Below are 16,950 nucleotides of genomic sequence, written 5' to 3'. Positions count from 1 at the left end.
ATTCCCCGTCTCCGCGGAAGCTCGTCGCCTTTAAACGTGCCTGCTCGGGGGCGGTCTTGCACAAGACCGGTCCGAGGCAACCACGCCAAGGCGCGAGGCTGCCGGAACTGTCGACCGAAGTCGATGCCGCTTCAGTTTAACCGAAAAATGCACCGTACCACTTTGGCCTGGGAGCAAATCAATGACCGACAGAAAGAACGTTCCTCTCGTGACCTTTCGCACGCGTGTTCGCGATGAGTCGATCGGGGGGCCAAATCCTTATCGGTGGGAGAACAAGACCTCCGACGATTATTTCGGGGGCAAGCGCGTCATCCTGTTCTCGCTGCCTGGCGCCTTCACCCCGACCTGCTCGACCTTCCAACTGCCCGATTTCGAAAAACTCTATGATCAATTTCTGGAACTGCGAATTGACGCGATCTACTGCGTCTCGGTCAACGATGCTTTCGTCATGAATGCGTGGGGAAAGTCCTTGGGGCTGCAGAAGATCGAGCTGATCCCAGACGGGTCGGGCGAGTTCACGCGCAAAATGGGCATGCTGGTCGCGAAGGACAATCTGGGCTTTGGCATGCGCTCCTGGCGATACGCCGCTCTGATCGACGATGGCGTGGTGGAGCAGTGGTTCGAGGAGGAAGGCTTCTGTGACAACTGCGAGACGGACCCCTATGGCGTTTCATCCCCGCAAAACGTTCTCGACAAACTGAAGGCGGCGGCATGACCCAGAAGTGGCAAGTCTCACACAACCCAAGCACACACTAGAGCATCCTCGGCAGATTACGGTTCAACATGCATCTCTCAGCAAGCCTGCTTCAACGCCAGAAGCAACGTATGGTCTTATCGCCTCAAGCCATTGAAGCTATTCGCTTGCTGCGATTGACGCATACTGAACTCCATCAGCTCGTGCAGCAGGCACTCGAGAGGAACCCCGTTTTGAAGCCTGACCCGTTTGACGACGATTCGCCGCTGTCAGGGGTGGATCAGCGGAGCAGTCAAAGCAGAAGCGAAATCGGCGAATCGCCCATTGGCGGGCCGTCTGGCGGGCGCGGGCAATGGAAGTCGCAACGCAGTAGCGGCAACGATCGACCTGCCGTCGAGGAGTTTACCGCCCACACCGAAACATTGCACGACCATGTCGCCCGCCAGGTCGCCCTCACCCCGTTCACCCCCCAGGAGCGGCTGATTGCCGGACAGCTCGCCGCCCATCTGGAGGACACTGGCTATCTTCAGGTAAACCTTTTCGATCTGGCCAGGAGGTTAAACGTTCGGCAAGCTGATGTGGAACGGGTCATCGGAATCTTGCAGCAATTTGATCCGCCGGGGATTTTTGCGCGAACTCTCAGCGAATGCCTGAAGATTCAGCTGCGCCAGCAAGACCGGTTCGACCCGGCTATGGCAGCTTTGGTCGCCAATCTCGAGATGCTTGCACGGGGGGATTTTCAGGGATTGAAGCAGCGTTGCGGAGTCGACGAGGAGGATCTCCTCGACATGAGGAACGAAATCCGCGCGCTCGATCCCAAGCCTGGAGACCGGTTCCAGTCCGGGACGCCGGAAACCATCGTACCGGACGTCTGGGTAATGCCCAAGTCCGAAGGTGGATGGCGGGTGGAGCTTGATCCGGCCACGCTGCCCAAAGTGTTGATCAACCACACCTATGTCGCCGAAATCTCGCAGCTGACCAATCAAAATCCGGAAGGCAAAGCGTTTCTCGACCATTGCCAGGAAAAAGGGAACTGGCTGATCAGCTGCCTCGAGCAGCGCGCTAAGACGATCCTTAAGGTTGCGACCGAAATCGTGCGCCAGCAGGATGCCTTTTTTACACACGGCGTCGCCCATCTGCGGCCTCTCTGTCTCAAAAATGTCGCTGACGGGATCAAAATGCACCAGTCGACGGTAAGCCGGGTGGCTTCGAACAGGTACATGTTAACTCCGCGCGGGGTGTTCGAGCTGAAGTATTTTTTCACAGCGACAATCGCATCCTGCGAGGGCGGCGACGCGCACTCCGCCAAATCTGTCCGCCATCGGATCAAGGCAATCATCGCCGAAGAATCGCTCGACAAGGTACTTTCCGACGAAGACATCGTTGCTCAGCTCAAGCAGACCGGCATCAATGTCGCTCGCCGTACCGTCACCAAATATCGCGAGGCGATGAACATCCCTTCCTCCATACTACGGCGCCGCGATAAGCGTTTGTCCGCAGCTGCGATCAAGCGAAGTGACTAACCGGCATTCCTGGTCGGCGAGAGGCGACTCTCAACTTCCTCCGGGCCGAAGCAGCTTTCGAAGTCCTGGCATTCCCGACAACTGGGTGCAGTGCATGACGAAAAGCCTTCGGCCTCACACAGCTTGCGGTAAAAGTACTTTTTCCATTTCATGTTTTCTGTGTTGCCTGCCGCCAGCGCGGGAAAATGTCTGGCAAGCAGGCGGCTGAGCTCAGCGCGATTTGAGAGGCCAAGATCCCGCCAAAGATGGTCCGTGCGCATCGCACGCCGGGCGATGATCTTGGCCAAGCGGCCGCTCGCCGGGTCGGCCGGCGCAGCATGCGCTAGCAGCAGCCGGCGTAGCAGCTCCTCTTCCAGTTCCGGCTCGGGCTCGCTCAACTCCTCCAAAGCGAATACGCTGCTGGAGGTAGACGGGAAAGTTGCGGCCAAGACATCACGCAATTCGACAGACGAAAGGCCTGTCCCCTCCGTCGCCAACACCTCGCCCGCCTGGACCTCCTCAAGCGAACGTGAATGTACGCAGGGCAGCACATGCTGATCGAAGCTCCTCCCTAGCTCGGACCCACGCCATTGCGCGCTGGATAGGCAGCCATCATCGTAACGGCCGGCTTCAGCTTCCGGCATGACAAAGCGCCTTGTTGACCGCAGGGATGATCTTGTCGCCCCAGAGCTCGATCTGGCGCAGCATCGTCTTTTGGTCGAAGTCGCCCAATTGAGTCTGAACTGCGATCTGGTCCGGTTTCAAGATATCGATCTCTTCCAGCAGGCGATCAATCACGCGATTTACGCTGCCAATCGGCAAATTTTTGCGCATGGTCTCGAAGGACAGATCCTGCTGGGTCGGTGTCTCCTGCAGCAGGTAGCCATCGTGGCTCTGTTGGCGGCGCTGATGCAGGGCTTCAGAAAGCCGGCGCTGGAAGCGGGCATTGTCGAGATAGCTGTTGATCTCCAACTCGTCGTGGCTGGCATAGCAGCAGCGCAGCAGCGATATCTTGACGTCGGTGACGTTCTTTTCCTCGGATGCCGCCGCCCTCTCGACTGATTCACGCAGTGTGGTCAAAGTCTCTAAGCCGTCGTGGAAGGCTGTGACAAAAAAATTGTGCCCCTCGCGGTAGGCCCGAGCCATCCGTGCGGCTCCGCCAGCGATCCAGATAGGCGGCGTCGGCTGCTGGACTGTGCGGACCGAAATCGCTGTTGGGGGATCTTCTCATACTGGCCGTCGTGTTCGAAGACGTTTTGGTTGAGGCCCTTGAGAATGATGTCCAGGTATTCCGAAAAGACGGCCGGCGCCTCATCGATGTCCACGCCGAACCGTTCGAACTCGAACTGCTGGTATCCCAAGCCTACGCCGAGCTCGAGACGGCCGTTCGCAACGATGTCGGCGAAGCCGATCTCGGACAGCAGGCGCTGCGGTTGGTAAAGCGGCAGCACGCAGACGGCAGTGCCCAGGCGAATCGTGCTTGTCAAGCCGGCGCAGTGCGCCACCATCATCAGCGGGGATGGTATGAGGCTGTAATTGTTGAAGTGGTGCTCAGCAAACCACGCGGTGTTGAACCCAGCCTGCTCCGAAGCGACGGCCTGTTCGATGGAGTTGCGGATGACGCTTTCTGAGGATTGGTGATAGCCACGCTGGGCGGCCAGAATGAAAGTGGCAAATTCCATGATTTCTCCTCGTTATAGACACGTCAGCCGACCGGGAATGTGCTCGGCATGCACATGCTTGGATCTCAAGCACCTCAGGTGCGTCGTGGAGCCGAGGCTTCATAATGCTCGGCCGGTCGCCCTGCGAAGGCCTGGCAATTAACCTGCGGCCTCCGCAAAACATTCGTCATAGAGTTCGCTGGCGTTTCCCGCATCACCGAACGAGGTCCAGCCGCCGTCCACGTAGAGGATCGAGCCGTTGATGTATGAGGCGTCAGACGAAGCAAGGAAGAACGATGCATCTGCGACGTCTTCTGGCCGTCCCATCCTGCCCATGGGGATGCGTCGTCCGATTGCTGTCAGGTCGATGCGGCCGGCTTTGGCCAACTGAGCAAGTGCGGGCGTGCGGATGTGGCCAGGAGCGACGGTGGCTGTCCGAATTCCGACCGGCCCGAGTTCGGCCGCCATGCAACGGGTCAGCATATCCATCCCCGCCTTGGAGGCGCCGTAGGCATGGCGCGGCGCGAACGGCAGAAAGCTGTCGATCGACCCGAGATTGAGGATCACGCCGCCCGGGCGCATAGCCTTGATCGCTTCGCGCGCGCAGGTGAAGGCGCCGGTAAGGTTGACATCCAGGACGTGTTCGAGCTGTTTCGACAGTTGCTCGATCGCAGGCACAATCCTGTCGGCGGTATCAGCACTATTGACCAGAACATCGATATACCCGAAGCGTCCCCTCAGTTCTTCGAACATCGACACCACATCGCTCTCGACGGCCACGTCCAGCGATTTCGCCAGATGCTTGCCGGGGAGCGATGTAGCCAGCTCTGCCGCTGCAGTGCCATCTTTATCAGCAATCACGACGGTGTCGCCGTTCGCGGCAAAGCGGCGAGCGACGGCCGCGCCAATGCTTTTTGCGCCACCGGTGACGAGCACGATTCGCGCATCTGTGCATTCGGCCGGACAGGAGAGCTCGGCTTGGAGCGCACCATCCACCGGCGGGTGAGCATCCCCCGGCTGGTTGAATGACATCCAGCCTCCGTCGACTGCCAGCACCGAGCCGGTGATGTAGCGCGCCTGCGTGCTGCTCAGAAAACGCACGACCCTGGCGATCTCGTCGGGGCGAGCCAAGCGCCCCATCGGCACGCGGCGGCGTATCGCCGCGAGGTCCATTTTGCCAGCGCGTGCCAGTTCTGTGACCATTGGGGTGCGGACGGAGCCCGGCGCCACCGCCGTGACGCGGATTCCTCGCATAGCCCACTCGCATGCAAGGGACTTTGTCAACGAGATCACGCCAGCTTTCGAGGCTGCGTAGGCGTTGCGCCTGGGATTGCCGACCACGCCCGCCATCGAAGCCACATTGACGATCGCACCGCCCGGCTTCATGCGCCGCGCCGCTTCCCGGGCCATAACGAATGGCCCAATAAGGTTCACTGTCACGCCGCGTCGGAAGGTATCGACAGCGGTGTCGATGATCCTATCCATCGTGGGTCCAACCGCCGCATTGTTGATGAGGACATCGATTTGCGCGAACCGTGCTTCGACCTGGCCGAAAAGTGAGAGCATGTCCTTCTCTCGCGACACATCGCACTCCAGACCGACGTGCGGCGACCCGAGATCCCGAGCCAGTTCAACCACACCACTGCCCGGAAGGTCCACCGCAACTACAGTGTCTCCGTCCGCGGCAAGGATATCGACCAGGGCACGGCCGATCCCGCCCGCAGCGCCTGTGATGATTACGGTGCGTGCTGCCAGTTTCACGAGAGCTTCTCCACGATGACCGCTTGTGATCTCAGCCCATCAACCTTGGGCGGAATGAAGGGCCGAGCCAAATCGTTGCAGTGACCGCCAGTTGCGGCCCCACACAGATGTCGTTCCCGTAGGGCGCTCATCCTCCATTTCTACCCACTTATGCAGCTCCCAGTTGGGGACCCTCGACGCCATCTTGGTCGGTGGGGATGTGACCCTTGAGCAACTGGTAGATGGGATCGTCTGGATGTTGTGCTCCAATCGGCTGTCGCCGGCCGAACCTATCTGCCTCAAGAATCGCTGGCGGGATTTGCTCCTCAACCCAATCGTAGACGACTGTCCGTTCCGCAATTCGCCACTCGTCCTGCCTCTTCTGAAACAGATCGCAGTAACGGCCGCAAAGCAGCGTCTGACGTATTTCTTGGTCTGTATCCGGTCCGCGTTGCAGCGCGGTGAAATAGCTCTCGACCGCGGCCTCTGCTGAACTGATGAAGTCGATCAGGCTGTTCGTGATTTGATGGATGTTACGGTGCCCCGGCAGACCGAGAGCAAATTGGATGAAGTCCTCTGCCGGTCCGCAATAGGGACCGTGCCTGTCATACGCTTCGGGCCAGTATGCGCTACGCAGCGCCGCCTCATCGGCGCGGTCTATCCCGCGGCAGTACCGATACAGGCAGTTGCGGATCGCCTCTCGGTCACGCAGTTCGGTAATTTTCGCGTGGTCGACAGGGTCTGTCGCGAATTGTATGATTGTTTTATCCTTCCCGATGCCAGTCTGCACTTTGCGTGTGTCTCTCTCTACAACTGAGTTAGCGGGGGGCTCGTCAACTTCCAGAGCTTGTTCGGGGCAGGCTCGTACCCCTTTTGAGGCAAGCAGTTGCTCCCCATCGGCAACATCAATATCACCGGGCAAGATGTAGCCGGCGTCATCAAGCTTGAAGACTCTCGGCGCCCGCGCCCAGCAGCGCGCATGACCCTGGCATCTGGCTTTATGTACGACGACACGCATAGCGAACTCCAATGTCGTTGGCTGAAACTTCAGGACCAGTCCAGGATCAGATTCTCGATCCCGAACACATGGCCGCCGAAGGTGATAGGTTCAGTCCCTGTCTTGATCCGAAAGGCTGGGATGCGCGCCAGCCACTCCTCCAGGCCAATGACAATCTCCCGCCGGGCAAGGTGTGAGCCAAGACAACGATGGGGACCATAGCCAAAGGCAGCGTGCCGGTTGTCCTCGCGCGCCAGATCGATCTCATTCGGGCATTCGAATTCCGCCGGGTCACGATTGGCAATCATCGTGGCACAGGAAACATAGTCTCCCTTGCGGATCGGCGCGCCTTTGAAGTCGACATCCTTCGTTGCCACTCGGATCATCTGAATGGTCGAATAGGCGCGCAGCAATTCTTCCGCAGCGACGGCAATCCGGTCCGGTTCGCTTCGTAGCAATTCCTGATCTTTGGGGTTGCGCGCGAGATGGGCCAAGTCGAAGCATATGGCTGCTGAGACCGTGTCGAGTCCCGCGACGAACACAAGCACGCCGATGCCACGGACTTCTTCGTCACTGAGCAGACGACCCTCGACCTTTGCCTTCACGATGAAGGTCATGAAATCATCGACCGGCTCCTTGCGGCGCTCGGTGGCAAGTTCGTCGATGAAGGCCACGATCGTCCGGGCTGCGGGTGGTCGTTGCTCCTTATCGCCGTGGAGCAGATCTCTAGCCCAGCCGACAAATGTTTCTAGTCCGTTGTCCGAAAGCCCAATAAAGCGAAGGAAGATATTGACCGCGAACGGAACTGCAAAATCCTTCATGATGTCGCAGCTCGTGCCTGATGCGGCGATCCTGTCGATCAGCTTGATCGCTCGTTCCCGGACAGCCGGCTCCAATGCCATTACCCGCTTTGGCGAAAGCAGCGGATTGAGCAGTGAGCGAAAAACACCGTGGAATGGCGGATCGAGCTCAAGCGGGATCATCGGCCAGCTCTCGCCGAGCACAGAGGCGAAGATGCTGCGATGGCTGGAAAACGTTTCGGTGTCCTGCAGCACCCGGCGCTGGTCGCTCGCGCGAGTGATGACCCAGGTACCCCGACCGTCGCGCGTGTTGCTGGTTGAATAAAAGATCGGAGGCCCGGCATGAACGCAAGCAACCGCTGCATGCGGATCCCCGTTAGCGGTCGGCAACATGCCGGGCGACGTAAACAGGCTGAAGTCCCTCACCATTTCGGGCGGGACATGATCTGGAACCGGCCGCGATTTAACCGCGCCAGAATCGAGAGACCGTTCATGAGATGCTGTCGGCATTTGCATGCAATCGTTGGTGCAAGCTCCGTGCCGAATTCGTCTTTCGATAATCCTTGCCGTTTGCTGGGCAACAGGTGGCGCCTGCGCTGACTTGCTGGTCGGGATTGCAACATTCTTGTCCAGCGTCGGACACAGAATGTAGAAAGCTAGACACCGACTTGGAGCAACTCAACTGGTGGGATCGCTAGCTGTGGAGCCTCAACAGGTTGTCCTCGGTTAGAGCGAGGCGACTGATAGGTGTTTTGGACTTTAGGCTCCCGTGGGGACGGTGCCAATTGTATCTGTGCAGCCAGACCGGCAACTCTGCGGCGCGGTGATCTGAAGTCGGATAAGCGATGGCATAAGCCCATTCGCGCAGTGCTGTCTGGATGAAGCGCTCGGCCTTGCCATTGGTCTTGGGTGTATAGGGTCTTGTCCTGACGTGCTTGAGGCCGAGATCGCGGCAGGCCTTGGCGAAGGCCTTTGATCTGTAGCAGGAGCCGTTGTCGGTCATGACGCGGGCTATCGTGACGCCGAGGCTGGCGTAGTAGGCCACCGCCGCCTTGAGGAAGGCGATGGCGCTTTCTTTTTTCTCGTCGGGCAGGATCTGCGAGAAGGCGATGCGGGAGGCGTCGTCGATGCAGACATGGACGAACTCCCAACTGCTGCCGCGCGAGCTGGCATTGCCGGTGCGCTTGCCGGTAATGCGATGACCGATGCGCTCGAAACGACCGAGCTTCTTGATATCGATATGGATCATCTCGCCAGGATGCTCGCGCTCGTAGCGTCGGATCGGCTCGGCCGGTTCGATATCCCGCAACCGCGACAGTCCGGCACGCTTGAGAACCCGGCTAACGGTGGCGGGCGAGACGCCGACCTCATGGGCGATGTGCTTGCCGGTCCAACGTTGCCGCCGCAGCGCCATGATGCGCTCGGCGATCAACGCAGCGGTGGCCTGCGGCATATGGGCGGGCCGCGAGGAACGGTCGATCATGCCGGCCCGCCCTTCGGACTTGTAGCGCTCGACCCAGCGCGCCACGATCTTGGCCGACACGCCGTAGACACGCGCCGCATGGGCTTTGGAGAAAGCGCCTTCTATCACCGACAGCGCCATCTCCTCTCGACGCAGCGGTGTGAGACGGGCATTCTTATGGATGTTCATTCGGATCCTCCGATGGATGCTGAAGCGTGGTAACTCCAGTCTCCTCGGTCCGGTCCGAATGGACAACCTCCCGAAAGCTCACAGCTAGCCGATCATGTGCCCGGGGAGCATCCAGTTCGAAAGCTTGCTCTAAGCGGCTTGGTGACTTGGCCGAGGTCACCCAGGTGGAAATGACCAACACTTGGGGTAAGCCTAGTGGCGCTCCCCTCGATGATGTCTGGCGGGGTGGTTAGCCGCCTCCGTGGGACAAGATCAGTCTACACGAATGGGCTATAGCCTCTCCTCGCCTGCCTCACTGGCCGTCCTTCAGAGCCGGCCACACGAGCTTTTGTCTTTCAGCAGGGCGTTTTTCTCGCCAGCTACAGAGCCACACCGACGCCATTAATGAGCGTCCAGTCGACGGGTTGGATGGCCCTGTCCATCTTGCCCAGCACCTTGGCTTAGCATTTGCCGGTGCGGCGGAAGCCTTCAAGACGCAGTTCTTGACCTTCTCCAGATCAGCCTCGGATGGATATCGGCAAGGGTTCAGCTCGTCCTTTTGAACTTGCGCATCTTCGTGTTGGCCAACCCCAGGCCGCCCGACATATTTGCGGTCTATCCGGCACCTCAACTTCGAACAACCTTGCGGCAAGCTCTTGGGATAGCCCACGCTCGTGCCTCCACCACCCGCTCAGCAGAGCCAGATTTGTCGTTGATGGCACGGAACTTGCGGAGTCATTCGCAGATGCGTCACGGACCGAGAGTGTCGTCCCATGAATTCGATCACCAAAAAGGCCGCCCGACGTTGCTGGGACCGCCTGCAATTACCTTATCCCAGAATTGGGAGCAACGGCTTCAAAAGGGATAACTCATCACCTCAATTTTGTCGATCGCGCGGCCATCGAACCGCAGCCATCGATCAGACTTCCGCCTCGTTGCACTCATTGCGACCGCCTTGGTGCTTGCGACAACCGCTCAATTCTGGCTGCCAGGATAACCACATATGGCGACGGAACTTCCTGCTTCAAAGCAATATAGAGATCGTCGATCATCCCCCCATCAAGGCCTCGATCGAGGACACCGCGTTCGGCTTGCTTGGTTCGCAGTGAACAGACCGCACTTCGACGAATGCGATCGATGCGACCGCGCCGAGAACTCTCCCGCATTGTCGACGGTTGGGTCCGTCGGCCCTCCGATGAGGCCTCGGATGCGTCGGGCGCCGAGGCCTCGACTGATGCCGACTGGCCGCCGCCGGAAGGTCTCGCGGCTTTGATCCCCGGCGATGTAGCCACCCCTGCTGCAACAGCTCCTAGCCGGAGAACTCATTCATGACCGAATCGGCGACAGATTTAGTGGACGCGGCTTTGTTCGACCGAGATCGGCTTGACCCAGAAAGTCCCTATCAACGTTCTGGCCCTGCATGGGGTGCCATCATTTCGCTTTCCTTCGGCACCTTCGGGCTTGTGACGGCAGAGTTTCTGCCCGCCAGCGTTCTGACACCGCTCGCGCATGATCTCCGTATCACCACGGGCACGGCTGGACAGGCGCTAACAGCGACCGCAATCGTCGCGGCGATCTCGGCACCGATAATCGCCATCGTGACAAAGCGTCTGGACCGCAGGGTCGTCATCTGGGCGATGACGCTCCTGCTGATCCTGTCGAACGTTCTGGCAGAGGTTGCGGGGTCGCTGCCGGTTTTGCTGGCGGCACGCGTCGTCCTTGGCATATCGCTTGGTGGTTTTTGGTCTATTTCGGCAGCGTTGGCGATGCGGCTGGTTCCAAGTCACCTCATGCCGCGCGCCATGTCGATCATCCTCACCGGCGTTTCTGTCGCCTCCGTCTGCGCGGCTCCAATCGGCGCTTATGTCGGTGACATTTGGGGATGGCGAGCCTCGTTCAAGGTCGCCGCAATCGTGAGTGCCGTTGCGCTGCTCGTGCAACTCGTAACCATTCCGCCACTGCCTCCGATCGAAGTGCGCAGATTCCGCAGTCCGCTGGATGTCGCGAAGAATCCGGCGATGAAGGTTGCGGTGCTAGTCGTGCTATTGGTCGCTTCCGGCCATTTTGCCAGCTTCGCCTACATCCGCGCCTTTCTCGAGAGCGTTCCTGCGCTCGAAAAGAAGTCAATCCCGCTCGTGTTCCTTGCTTTTGGCACGGCCGGCGTCTTCGGCAATTTAGCCGGCGCATTCCTCACCAAACACAGTCTCAAGGCGGTCGCGGCCCTGCCGCCCCTGCTCATTGCCGTAGCCGCTGTCTCGCTCCTGACTATGGGAGCATCGGCCTTGACCTCGGCAATTGCAGTTGCCGTATGGGGCTTTGCTTTTGGCGCGGTCCCGGTCGGATTGCAGACATGGATGGTGCTACGCGCCGCTCCGAAACAGGCCGAGAGCGCTGGTGTACTGATGGTCATAACCTTCCAAGTGGCCATCGCAGCCGGCACAACTTTCGGTGGCCTATTGGTGGATCACACGGGTATTGCCAGTGTCTTTGTCTACAGCGCGGTTGCCACGTTCCTCGCTGTCTTGACAGTATTTTTGCTCGGCCCGAACCGCAAAACCTGACCGCCTGGTGGGGAGTGACGGTCGGCGGCGTTCACGCTATTGCCACCTCTGAGCTCGGCCCAAAGGCCGCGGCTTCGTCGTAACCATGCGGTCGATGGGGCAGCGCCAAATTGCTTCCTGCTCATCGCGTTGCGATAATACAGCGCGCTTATTGCGTCATCGTGTCCCCGGTCTCGGCTTCAATGCCCGGCTACTGGCTGCGGAGGCAGATGGGCGCCGGCGTCCCACCGACGACGATCGGTCTTTTCTCATGTAGCTGTCGGGGAAACGAGGCAGGTTTTCCGCCAGAACCCGCCAGTCGTCGCGCTCGCGTTCGCCTTCCTTGCGCGCACCGAACAACTGGATGATGATCTTGCCGTCGGACCCATATGCTTCGAGCGAGGTGACGTGACTGTCATTGGTCGGCTTGCGCACGGCCCAAACCTCACGGATTTGGTGGGTCCTGAGATGCAGCCGGAACGTTTCGTCCAGCACATGGATGCACGGCCCGATCTGCTTGACCGACTTGATTAAGCCGGAATGGGTCTGGATAGAACCTCGGTTGCCGACGAAGCACATGATCGGCAATTCGTCTTCGGCCGCACGCTGGAGCACGGCGCCAACTGCGGCATTGTCGAGCAGCCAAGCGTAATCCTGGCCGACCATGCGCAAAGCCTGGCAGCGGCTGAGCTTGAGCGTCTTTAGAAGGTTGACGTCAGTCAGCCGGCTCCAGTGCTCGCGTAGGTCGTCCACCGTGCCGGCCCAGTCCGCAGTCCTCGCGCCCAGGTCGGCTACTCTCGCCTTAAGCGACATGGTCGGCTCCTGGTTGGCGGATACGAGCTCGGCCACCAGCTTTCGATAGGCATGAAGGTTGGAGACCGGCCTGAGATGCACCTTATGCACTGCTGCGCCGGTGGCGTCGAAGAATTGCAAACTGCGCTGGATTCCGCCGCGATGGCGCCTTTCAACAGCGAAACCATACCTCCAAGCTTGCGGGAAGACGCGAAGGTCGAATTCGTCACCAAGGACCATGGCGTGATTGTTGCCGGTTATCACTCTGTTGAAGACGCCAATCTTTTCGTGCACGGCACCTTGATTGCGGGTCAGCGCCGTCACTTCGCCCACGAATTCGAGGCCCGTCAGAACGTGATTGACGCGCGGGTCGATGCGTGCCGCGCCGAAACCGCAATGGGCCGCGACCAGTTCCGCTTCCGAAATGGCCAATTGGGCTGCGAAATCACGCGCGGGAATGTTCGGACAGACTTCCCACGCACGCCGGATTTCGTTGGGCGACCGCTTCTTGCGCTGATCCATGTTTTTACCCCTGCCCCGTTCTTCTTTTGACGATCGATCGAAAAACGGGCCTCAGGGGTGTGCACGGCGGACGCGATCGATCGTCAGGCACATGCCAGTCGAATCCTGTCTCCGGGCGGTCAGCGGCCAATCGCCGGTAGAGAGCGATTGTTGGGTGGTCGGCGCCAATCGGCCGATCGAGCATTCGGGTACCACCGGCGGTGCTGCTTTCCCACTCAAGGCGGGTCTGATGGATCATATTGCTCTCCTTCGTTCTTCGATTGCGAGGGCAACCCAAAGGTGAATCGGCCGGCAATTTTGCCGCCGCAACGAAGGCTTCACAAAAATCGTGCCAGTTGCTCCGCGGCAAGCTCTGAACATCTTTGGCTCTGTTCATTGCTTTACGCGTGAGTGCATCGCGAACTCAGGCGCCCTTCCTGTGACGCGGACGCGACAAATCCGACAGTAAGTGTCGGTTGTCGGACGTCTCCCCAGCAATCGAGCATAAGAGACGTCGGGATGTCCTACGGTTTTTGACACGTCTTCCCTTTGGCACGGTCCATGCGAGATGATCCGCGAAAACGTCGGACCGAGGAGAAATCGAGCCATGATTACGCTCACCGACAACGCTGTTGCCGCCATCAAGGCCGCTCTTTACCGCGCCAGCGAGCCGGCGGAAGGATTTCGCATCATGGTCCATGCCGGCGGCTGCGCCGGCTTCCAATACTCAATGGGCCTGGAGAGCGTCTCACGTGAGGGCGATGCGATCATCGAGCGAGATGGGCTCAAGGTGTTCATGGATAGAGGCTCCCAACCCCATGCAGCCGGCATGACCGTGGACTTCGTCACTGGGCTCGAAACATCCGGCTTTGTTTTCGATAACCCCAATGCGCGTGAGACGTGCGGCTGCGGCAAGTCCTGCAAATGATTGCGAGGGAACAGGCTATGTTCGACTATAGCGACGCCAAGGAATACTGCGTCGAACCGGCACCGCCGGCGCTCTGGAACCGGCCGACACGCACTGTCGGCCCGGAACAATTGCGTTCGGTGATGCGCCAAATCGCGATCATCGATCGTTGCCGTGGGCAAGCAAACAAAATTGCCCGAAACAGCTGAATTCCCGGCAGATGCCGCCACCAAAGGGCAATGTCGACAGCGACCGGTCAGCCAAGCCATCGCTCGCCCGGCCGCCCACCTTACCAGATACGATATGCGCCAGAGGTTCAATGGCCCGCCTACCCTTGAATCATTTCAGCAGTTGAAGGATCACTCCCATGAACCCTGTCTATCTCGACAACAACGCAACGACGCGGGTTGATCCTGCAGTCGTTGGAGCGATGTTGCCTTTCTTTACGGAGCAATTTGGCAATCATTCGTCCATGCACGCCTATGGCGCATCGGTTGCTGAAGCCGTGAGAAAGGCGAGGCAACAGTTGCAAGCCCTCATCGGCGCGGGATTCGAGGACGAGATCATCTTCACCTCGGGCGGGACTGAAAGCGACAGTACAGCCATCCTTTCGGCGCTGGAGGTGATGCCCGACCGAACGGAAATAGTGACTTCCGCGGTTGAACATCCGGCCGTTCTGAAGTTGTGCGCGCACCTTGAAAAGACGCGCGGCGTCAAGGTGCACATTATCCCAGTCGATCACCACGGCCGGCTCGACCTGGACGCCTACAGAACCGCTCTCACTCCACAAGTGGCAATCGTCTCGATAATGTGGGCGAACAATGAGACCGGTACGATCTTTCCCGTGGTTAAGCTTGCCGATCTAGCCAGGGAAGTCGGCGCGCTTTTCCACACTGATGCAGTGCAGGCGGTCGGAAGGCTTCCGATTGAGCTGAAATCGACCGCGATCGACATGCTGTCGCTCTCCGCCCACAAGCTGCATGGTCCAAAGGGGATAGGCGCGCTTTATGTAAGACGTGGCGTGCGCTTCTCCTCCATGATCAAGGGTGGGCACCAAGAGCGCGACCGGCGTGCAGGCACTGAAAACACACCCGGCATAGTCGGACTGGGCATGGCGGCCGAACTCGCCTTGAAATTCATGGACGAGACAAAACGAATAAAATGGTTGCGCGACCGCCTTGAGAACGGGATCATCCAGCGCATCCCAAACACATCCATCAACGGCGATCCGCAAGAGCGATTGCCAAACACTGCAAACATTGGATTCGAAGGTATCGAAGGCGATGCAATTCCAATTGTCCTGAGCCGGCTGGGAATCGCCTGTTCCGCCGGGTCCGCCTGTGCCTCTGGCTCACTGGAACCGAGCCATGTTCTGATCGCTATGAACGCGGCATGTGGGGCAGTCCGCTTCTCCTTGTCGCGTGACAACGGCGAAGATGACGTAGACCGCGTGCTTGAGGTCCTGCCTGCGATCACCGAGAAGCTACGGGCCGTTCCCAGTGCTGGACTGTGCGGGCGAGGTGCAGAACAGCTTCATTCCGGCCCGGGTCCGAGCGGCACAATAGCCGACGAGCCGTGAGGTCTTCCTCAACGTGACGACCCTGCGCAATGGAGAGCAGTCAAACTCGGGGTCGCCTTCACCACTTCAGAAAAGCTTGAGATCGCCAAGTCTCTTGCCCAGCCGCCGTGCCAGAGGTCGGCACGCCGTCAGCAATGTCACCAATGCATCGACACCACAATTACGCGCCGGGAGAATACAATGAACTGCTCCGCTGATAGCCGCCCGATCGATCGCACCGATATCCTAGCGCGACTGAAGGGCCTGTCGGCCGCGGAGGACTTCTTCGCCTGCCTTGGCGTCTCCTACGACCCGAAAGTGATGAATGTCTCGCGGCTCCATATCATGAAGCGCGTGGGCCAATACCTTGCCGAAGAAGATTTCTCCGGTCTGCCTAACCAGGTAATCGCCGCGCGGGTGCGCGCCAAGCTGGAACGCGCCTACGAAGATTTCGCGACTTCCTCGCCGCTCACGCAACGTGTGTTCAAGGTGCTAAGGGACCACGATCCAAACATATGTCCCGCACCTGGCCGCGCCTTCGTCCCGCTCGACTCTGCACTGAAGCGGTTCGGAAAGTAATGAGCCCGACACGGCTGCGACGCGACAATGTCGAGAAGTCGACAAATCCAGTCCTCATGACGCCTCCTCGGAAGCAAACGAAGCCACCTTCTGGAATAGAGGCAGGAAGACGACTTGGCATGAACGATGCAGGCAATGAGGCGAACCGCCAAGCACGAATCCGGACTGGGAGCTTAGAGAAACCGCCAATGCATATCGTAATCTGCATCAAGCAGGTGCCGGATTCGGCACAGATCCGCGTGCACCCGGTGACGAACACGATCATGCGTCAGGGTGTTCCGACCATCATCAATCCTTACGACCTGTTCGCCCTCGAAGAAGCGCTCAAACTGCGCGACGTTCATGGTGGCGAGGTTACTGTGCTCACAATGGGTCCGCCCATGGCGGAGGACTCGCTGCGAAAGGCGCTCGGTTACGGTGCTGACCGAGCAGTTCTCTTGACGGACCGCTATTTTGCCGGATCCGATACGCTGGCGACTTCCTTTGCTCTTTCGCAAGCAATCGCAAAAATTGGGGAGACTTTCGGCAGGCCGGACATCGTCTTCACCGGCAAGCAGACGATTGACGGCGATACCGCCCAGGTCGGACCGGGCATAGCCAAGCGCCTAGATTTATCGCAACTTACCTATGTCGCGAAGATTGCCTCCATCGATCTCGATACGCGAGAGATCGAAGTCGCGCGTCGCGCCGAAGGCGGCACCCAGTTGCTGAAGAGCAGACTCCCTTGCCTCATTACCATGCTGGAAGACACCAACGAAATCCGCCGGGGCTCGCTCCAGCAGGCTCTGTGCGCGGCGCGCAGGCAAGTCGTGAAGTGGACTGCAGCCGACGCCGGCATTGACGATCTCACCCGGTGCGGTCTGCGTGGCTCGCCTACAGTCGTCAAGCGTGTTTTCGCCCCCACCGCACGGGCAGAAAGGGCGGCGCAGATCGACACCGCGGAAAGGGGCTTGCAGGACATAGCCGATGAACTCATCGCCGATATCTTAACCCGCCGGCCGGCGCTGGAACATGAGCTGGCCTTCAACAGCGGCACGTGACGGCCAGGA

Annotated in this window: 14 protein-coding genes and 2 pseudogenes; 8 read left to right on the top strand and 8 right to left on the bottom strand. The window is 59.4% G+C overall.

Annotation, left to right across the window (positions count from 1 at the left end):
* Window positions 1-181 precede the first annotated feature (181 nt).
* Both EJ067_RS18860 and rpoN read left to right on the top strand, forming a co-directional pair.
* The gene (locus EJ067_RS18860; RefSeq protein WP_029356553.1) at window positions 182-715 is read left to right on the top strand and encodes a peroxiredoxin; all 534 of its coding nucleotides are present in this window, start codon (window positions 182-184) and stop codon (window positions 713-715) included.
* A gap of 68 nt (window positions 716-783) precedes the next feature.
* The gene (gene rpoN, locus EJ067_RS18855) at window positions 784-2,217 is read left to right on the top strand and encodes an RNA polymerase factor sigma-54 (RefSeq protein ID WP_126087040.1); all 1,434 of its coding nucleotides are present in this window, start codon (window positions 784-786) and stop codon (window positions 2,215-2,217) included.
* Here the strand turns inward: rpoN and EJ067_RS18850 are convergent.
* The 7 genes and pseudogenes from EJ067_RS18850 to EJ067_RS18825 all read right to left on the bottom strand — a co-directional run bounded on the left by EJ067_RS18850 (window position 2,214) and on the right by EJ067_RS18825 (window position 9,045).
* Window positions 2,214-2,840, bottom strand: a complete 627-nt coding sequence (locus EJ067_RS18850; RefSeq protein ID WP_029356557.1) for a nitrogen fixation protein NifQ — start codon at window positions 2,838-2,840, stop codon at window positions 2,214-2,216. The genes rpoN and EJ067_RS18850 overlap by 4 nt on opposite strands.
* A pseudogene (locus EJ067_RS18845) lies at window positions 2,827-3,878 on the bottom strand (LLM class flavin-dependent oxidoreductase). Before EJ067_RS18845 ends, EJ067_RS18850 begins: the two are co-directional and overlap by 14 nt.
* 138 nt (window positions 3,879-4,016) lie before the next feature.
* Window positions 4,017-5,618, bottom strand: a complete 1,602-nt coding sequence (locus EJ067_RS18840; protein WP_063169384.1) for an SDR family oxidoreductase — start codon at window positions 5,616-5,618, stop codon at window positions 4,017-4,019.
* 148 nt (window positions 5,619-5,766) lie between these two features.
* Window positions 5,767-6,354 carry a nuclear transport factor 2 family protein gene (locus EJ067_RS18835; RefSeq protein WP_126083656.1) on the bottom strand — a complete coding sequence of 196 codons (588 nt, stop codon included), beginning with the start codon at window positions 6,352-6,354 and terminating at the stop codon, window positions 5,767-5,769.
* A 138-nt stretch (window positions 6,355-6,492) separates the two neighbouring features.
* Window positions 6,493-6,615: pseudogene (locus EJ067_RS35395) on the bottom strand (ferredoxin); the annotation flags it as partial.
* Between the two features lie 29 nt (window positions 6,616-6,644).
* Window positions 6,645-7,823: a cytochrome P450 gene (locus EJ067_RS18830; protein WP_164759124.1), complete on the bottom strand. Its 1,179-nt coding sequence runs from the start codon at window positions 7,821-7,823 to the stop codon at window positions 6,645-6,647.
* 265 nt (window positions 7,824-8,088) lie between these two features.
* Window positions 8,089-9,045 (bottom strand): IS481 family transposase, encoded by a 957-nt coding sequence (locus tag EJ067_RS18825; protein WP_126063820.1) that lies wholly within the window; start codon window positions 9,043-9,045, stop codon window positions 8,089-8,091.
* A gap of 1,307 nt (window positions 9,046-10,352) precedes the next feature.
* Between EJ067_RS18825 and EJ067_RS18820 the strand changes: the two genes are divergently transcribed.
* Window positions 10,353-11,585 carry an MFS transporter gene (locus EJ067_RS18820; RefSeq protein WP_126063819.1) on the top strand — a complete coding sequence of 411 codons (1,233 nt, stop codon included), beginning with the start codon at window positions 10,353-10,355 and terminating at the stop codon, window positions 11,583-11,585.
* A 156-nt stretch (window positions 11,586-11,741) separates the two neighbouring features.
* Here EJ067_RS18820 and EJ067_RS18815 read toward each other — a convergent pair whose 3' ends face one another.
* Window positions 11,742-12,878, bottom strand: coding sequence for a ChuX/HutX family heme-like substrate-binding protein (locus EJ067_RS18815; RefSeq protein ID WP_126063818.1), 1,137 nt, complete (start codon window positions 12,876-12,878; stop codon window positions 11,742-11,744).
* Window positions 12,879-13,464: 586 nt separating this feature from the next.
* Between EJ067_RS18815 and EJ067_RS18810 the strand changes: the two genes are divergently transcribed.
* The 5 genes from EJ067_RS18810 to EJ067_RS18795 all read left to right on the top strand — a co-directional run bounded on the left by EJ067_RS18810 (window position 13,465) and on the right by EJ067_RS18795 (window position 16,941).
* Window positions 13,465-13,785 (top strand): iron-sulfur cluster assembly accessory protein, encoded by a 321-nt coding sequence (locus tag EJ067_RS18810; protein WP_029356570.1) that lies wholly within the window; start codon window positions 13,465-13,467, stop codon window positions 13,783-13,785.
* A 17-nt stretch (window positions 13,786-13,802) separates the two neighbouring features.
* Complete coding sequence (locus EJ067_RS34630; protein ID WP_165349961.1) at window positions 13,803-13,973, top strand: hypothetical protein; 171 nt, start codon at window positions 13,803-13,805, stop codon at window positions 13,971-13,973.
* A 158-nt stretch (window positions 13,974-14,131) separates the two neighbouring features.
* Complete coding sequence (nifS, locus tag EJ067_RS18805; protein ID WP_126063817.1) at window positions 14,132-15,343, top strand: cysteine desulfurase NifS; 1,212 nt, start codon at window positions 14,132-14,134, stop codon at window positions 15,341-15,343.
* 180 nt (window positions 15,344-15,523) lie between these two features.
* Complete coding sequence (nifW, locus tag EJ067_RS18800) at window positions 15,524-15,901, top strand: nitrogenase stabilizing/protective protein NifW (protein ID WP_024505239.1); 378 nt, start codon at window positions 15,524-15,526, stop codon at window positions 15,899-15,901.
* 188 nt (window positions 15,902-16,089) lie between these two features.
* Entirely contained in the window at window positions 16,090-16,941 is an 852-nt protein-coding gene (locus EJ067_RS18795) for an electron transfer flavoprotein subunit beta/FixA family protein (RefSeq protein WP_126063816.1), read from the top strand.
* Window positions 16,942-16,950: the final 9 nt, after the last annotated feature.

The sequence above is a fragment of the Mesorhizobium sp. M1D.F.Ca.ET.043.01.1.1 genome (assembly GCF_003952385.1).
Lineage (GTDB): Bacteria > Pseudomonadota > Alphaproteobacteria > Rhizobiales > Rhizobiaceae > Mesorhizobium.
Note: the sequence above shows the minus strand (reverse complement) of the source record. Positions and strands in the feature narration are given on the sequence as shown.

What these genes read in the sequence shown, in the direction of transcription:
- EJ067_RS18850 (WP_029356557.1), bottom strand. Translation starts at nt 2,840, where the DNA reads ATGCCGGAAGCTGAAGCCGGCCGTTACGATGATGGCTGCCTATCCAGC.
- EJ067_RS18830 (WP_164759124.1), bottom strand. Translation starts at nt 7,823, where the DNA reads ATGGTGAGGGACTTCAGCCTGTTTACGTCGCCCGGCATGTTGCCGACC.
- EJ067_RS18825 (WP_126063820.1), bottom strand. Translation starts at nt 9,045, where the DNA reads ATGAACATCCATAAGAATGCCCGTCTCACACCGCTGCGTCGAGAGGAG.
- EJ067_RS18820 (WP_126063819.1), top strand. Translation starts at nt 10,353, where the DNA reads ATGACCGAATCGGCGACAGATTTAGTGGACGCGGCTTTGTTCGACCGA.
- EJ067_RS18810 (WP_029356570.1), top strand. Translation starts at nt 13,465, where the DNA reads ATGATTACGCTCACCGACAACGCTGTTGCCGCCATCAAGGCCGCTCTT.
- EJ067_RS18815 (WP_126063818.1), bottom strand. Translation starts at nt 12,878, where the DNA reads ATGGATCAGCGCAAGAAGCGGTCGCCCAACGAAATCCGGCGTGCGTGG.
- nifW (WP_024505239.1), top strand. Translation starts at nt 15,524, where the DNA reads ATGAACTGCTCCGCTGATAGCCGCCCGATCGATCGCACCGATATCCTA.
- nifS (WP_126063817.1), top strand. Translation starts at nt 14,132, where the DNA reads ATGAACCCTGTCTATCTCGACAACAACGCAACGACGCGGGTTGATCCT.
- EJ067_RS18795 (WP_126063816.1), top strand. Translation starts at nt 16,090, where the DNA reads ATGCATATCGTAATCTGCATCAAGCAGGTGCCGGATTCGGCACAGATC.
- EJ067_RS18860 (WP_029356553.1), top strand. Translation starts at nt 182, where the DNA reads ATGACCGACAGAAAGAACGTTCCTCTCGTGACCTTTCGCACGCGTGTT.
- EJ067_RS34630 (WP_165349961.1), top strand. Translation starts at nt 13,803, where the DNA reads ATGTTCGACTATAGCGACGCCAAGGAATACTGCGTCGAACCGGCACCG.
- rpoN (WP_126087040.1), top strand. Translation starts at nt 784, where the DNA reads ATGCATCTCTCAGCAAGCCTGCTTCAACGCCAGAAGCAACGTATGGTC.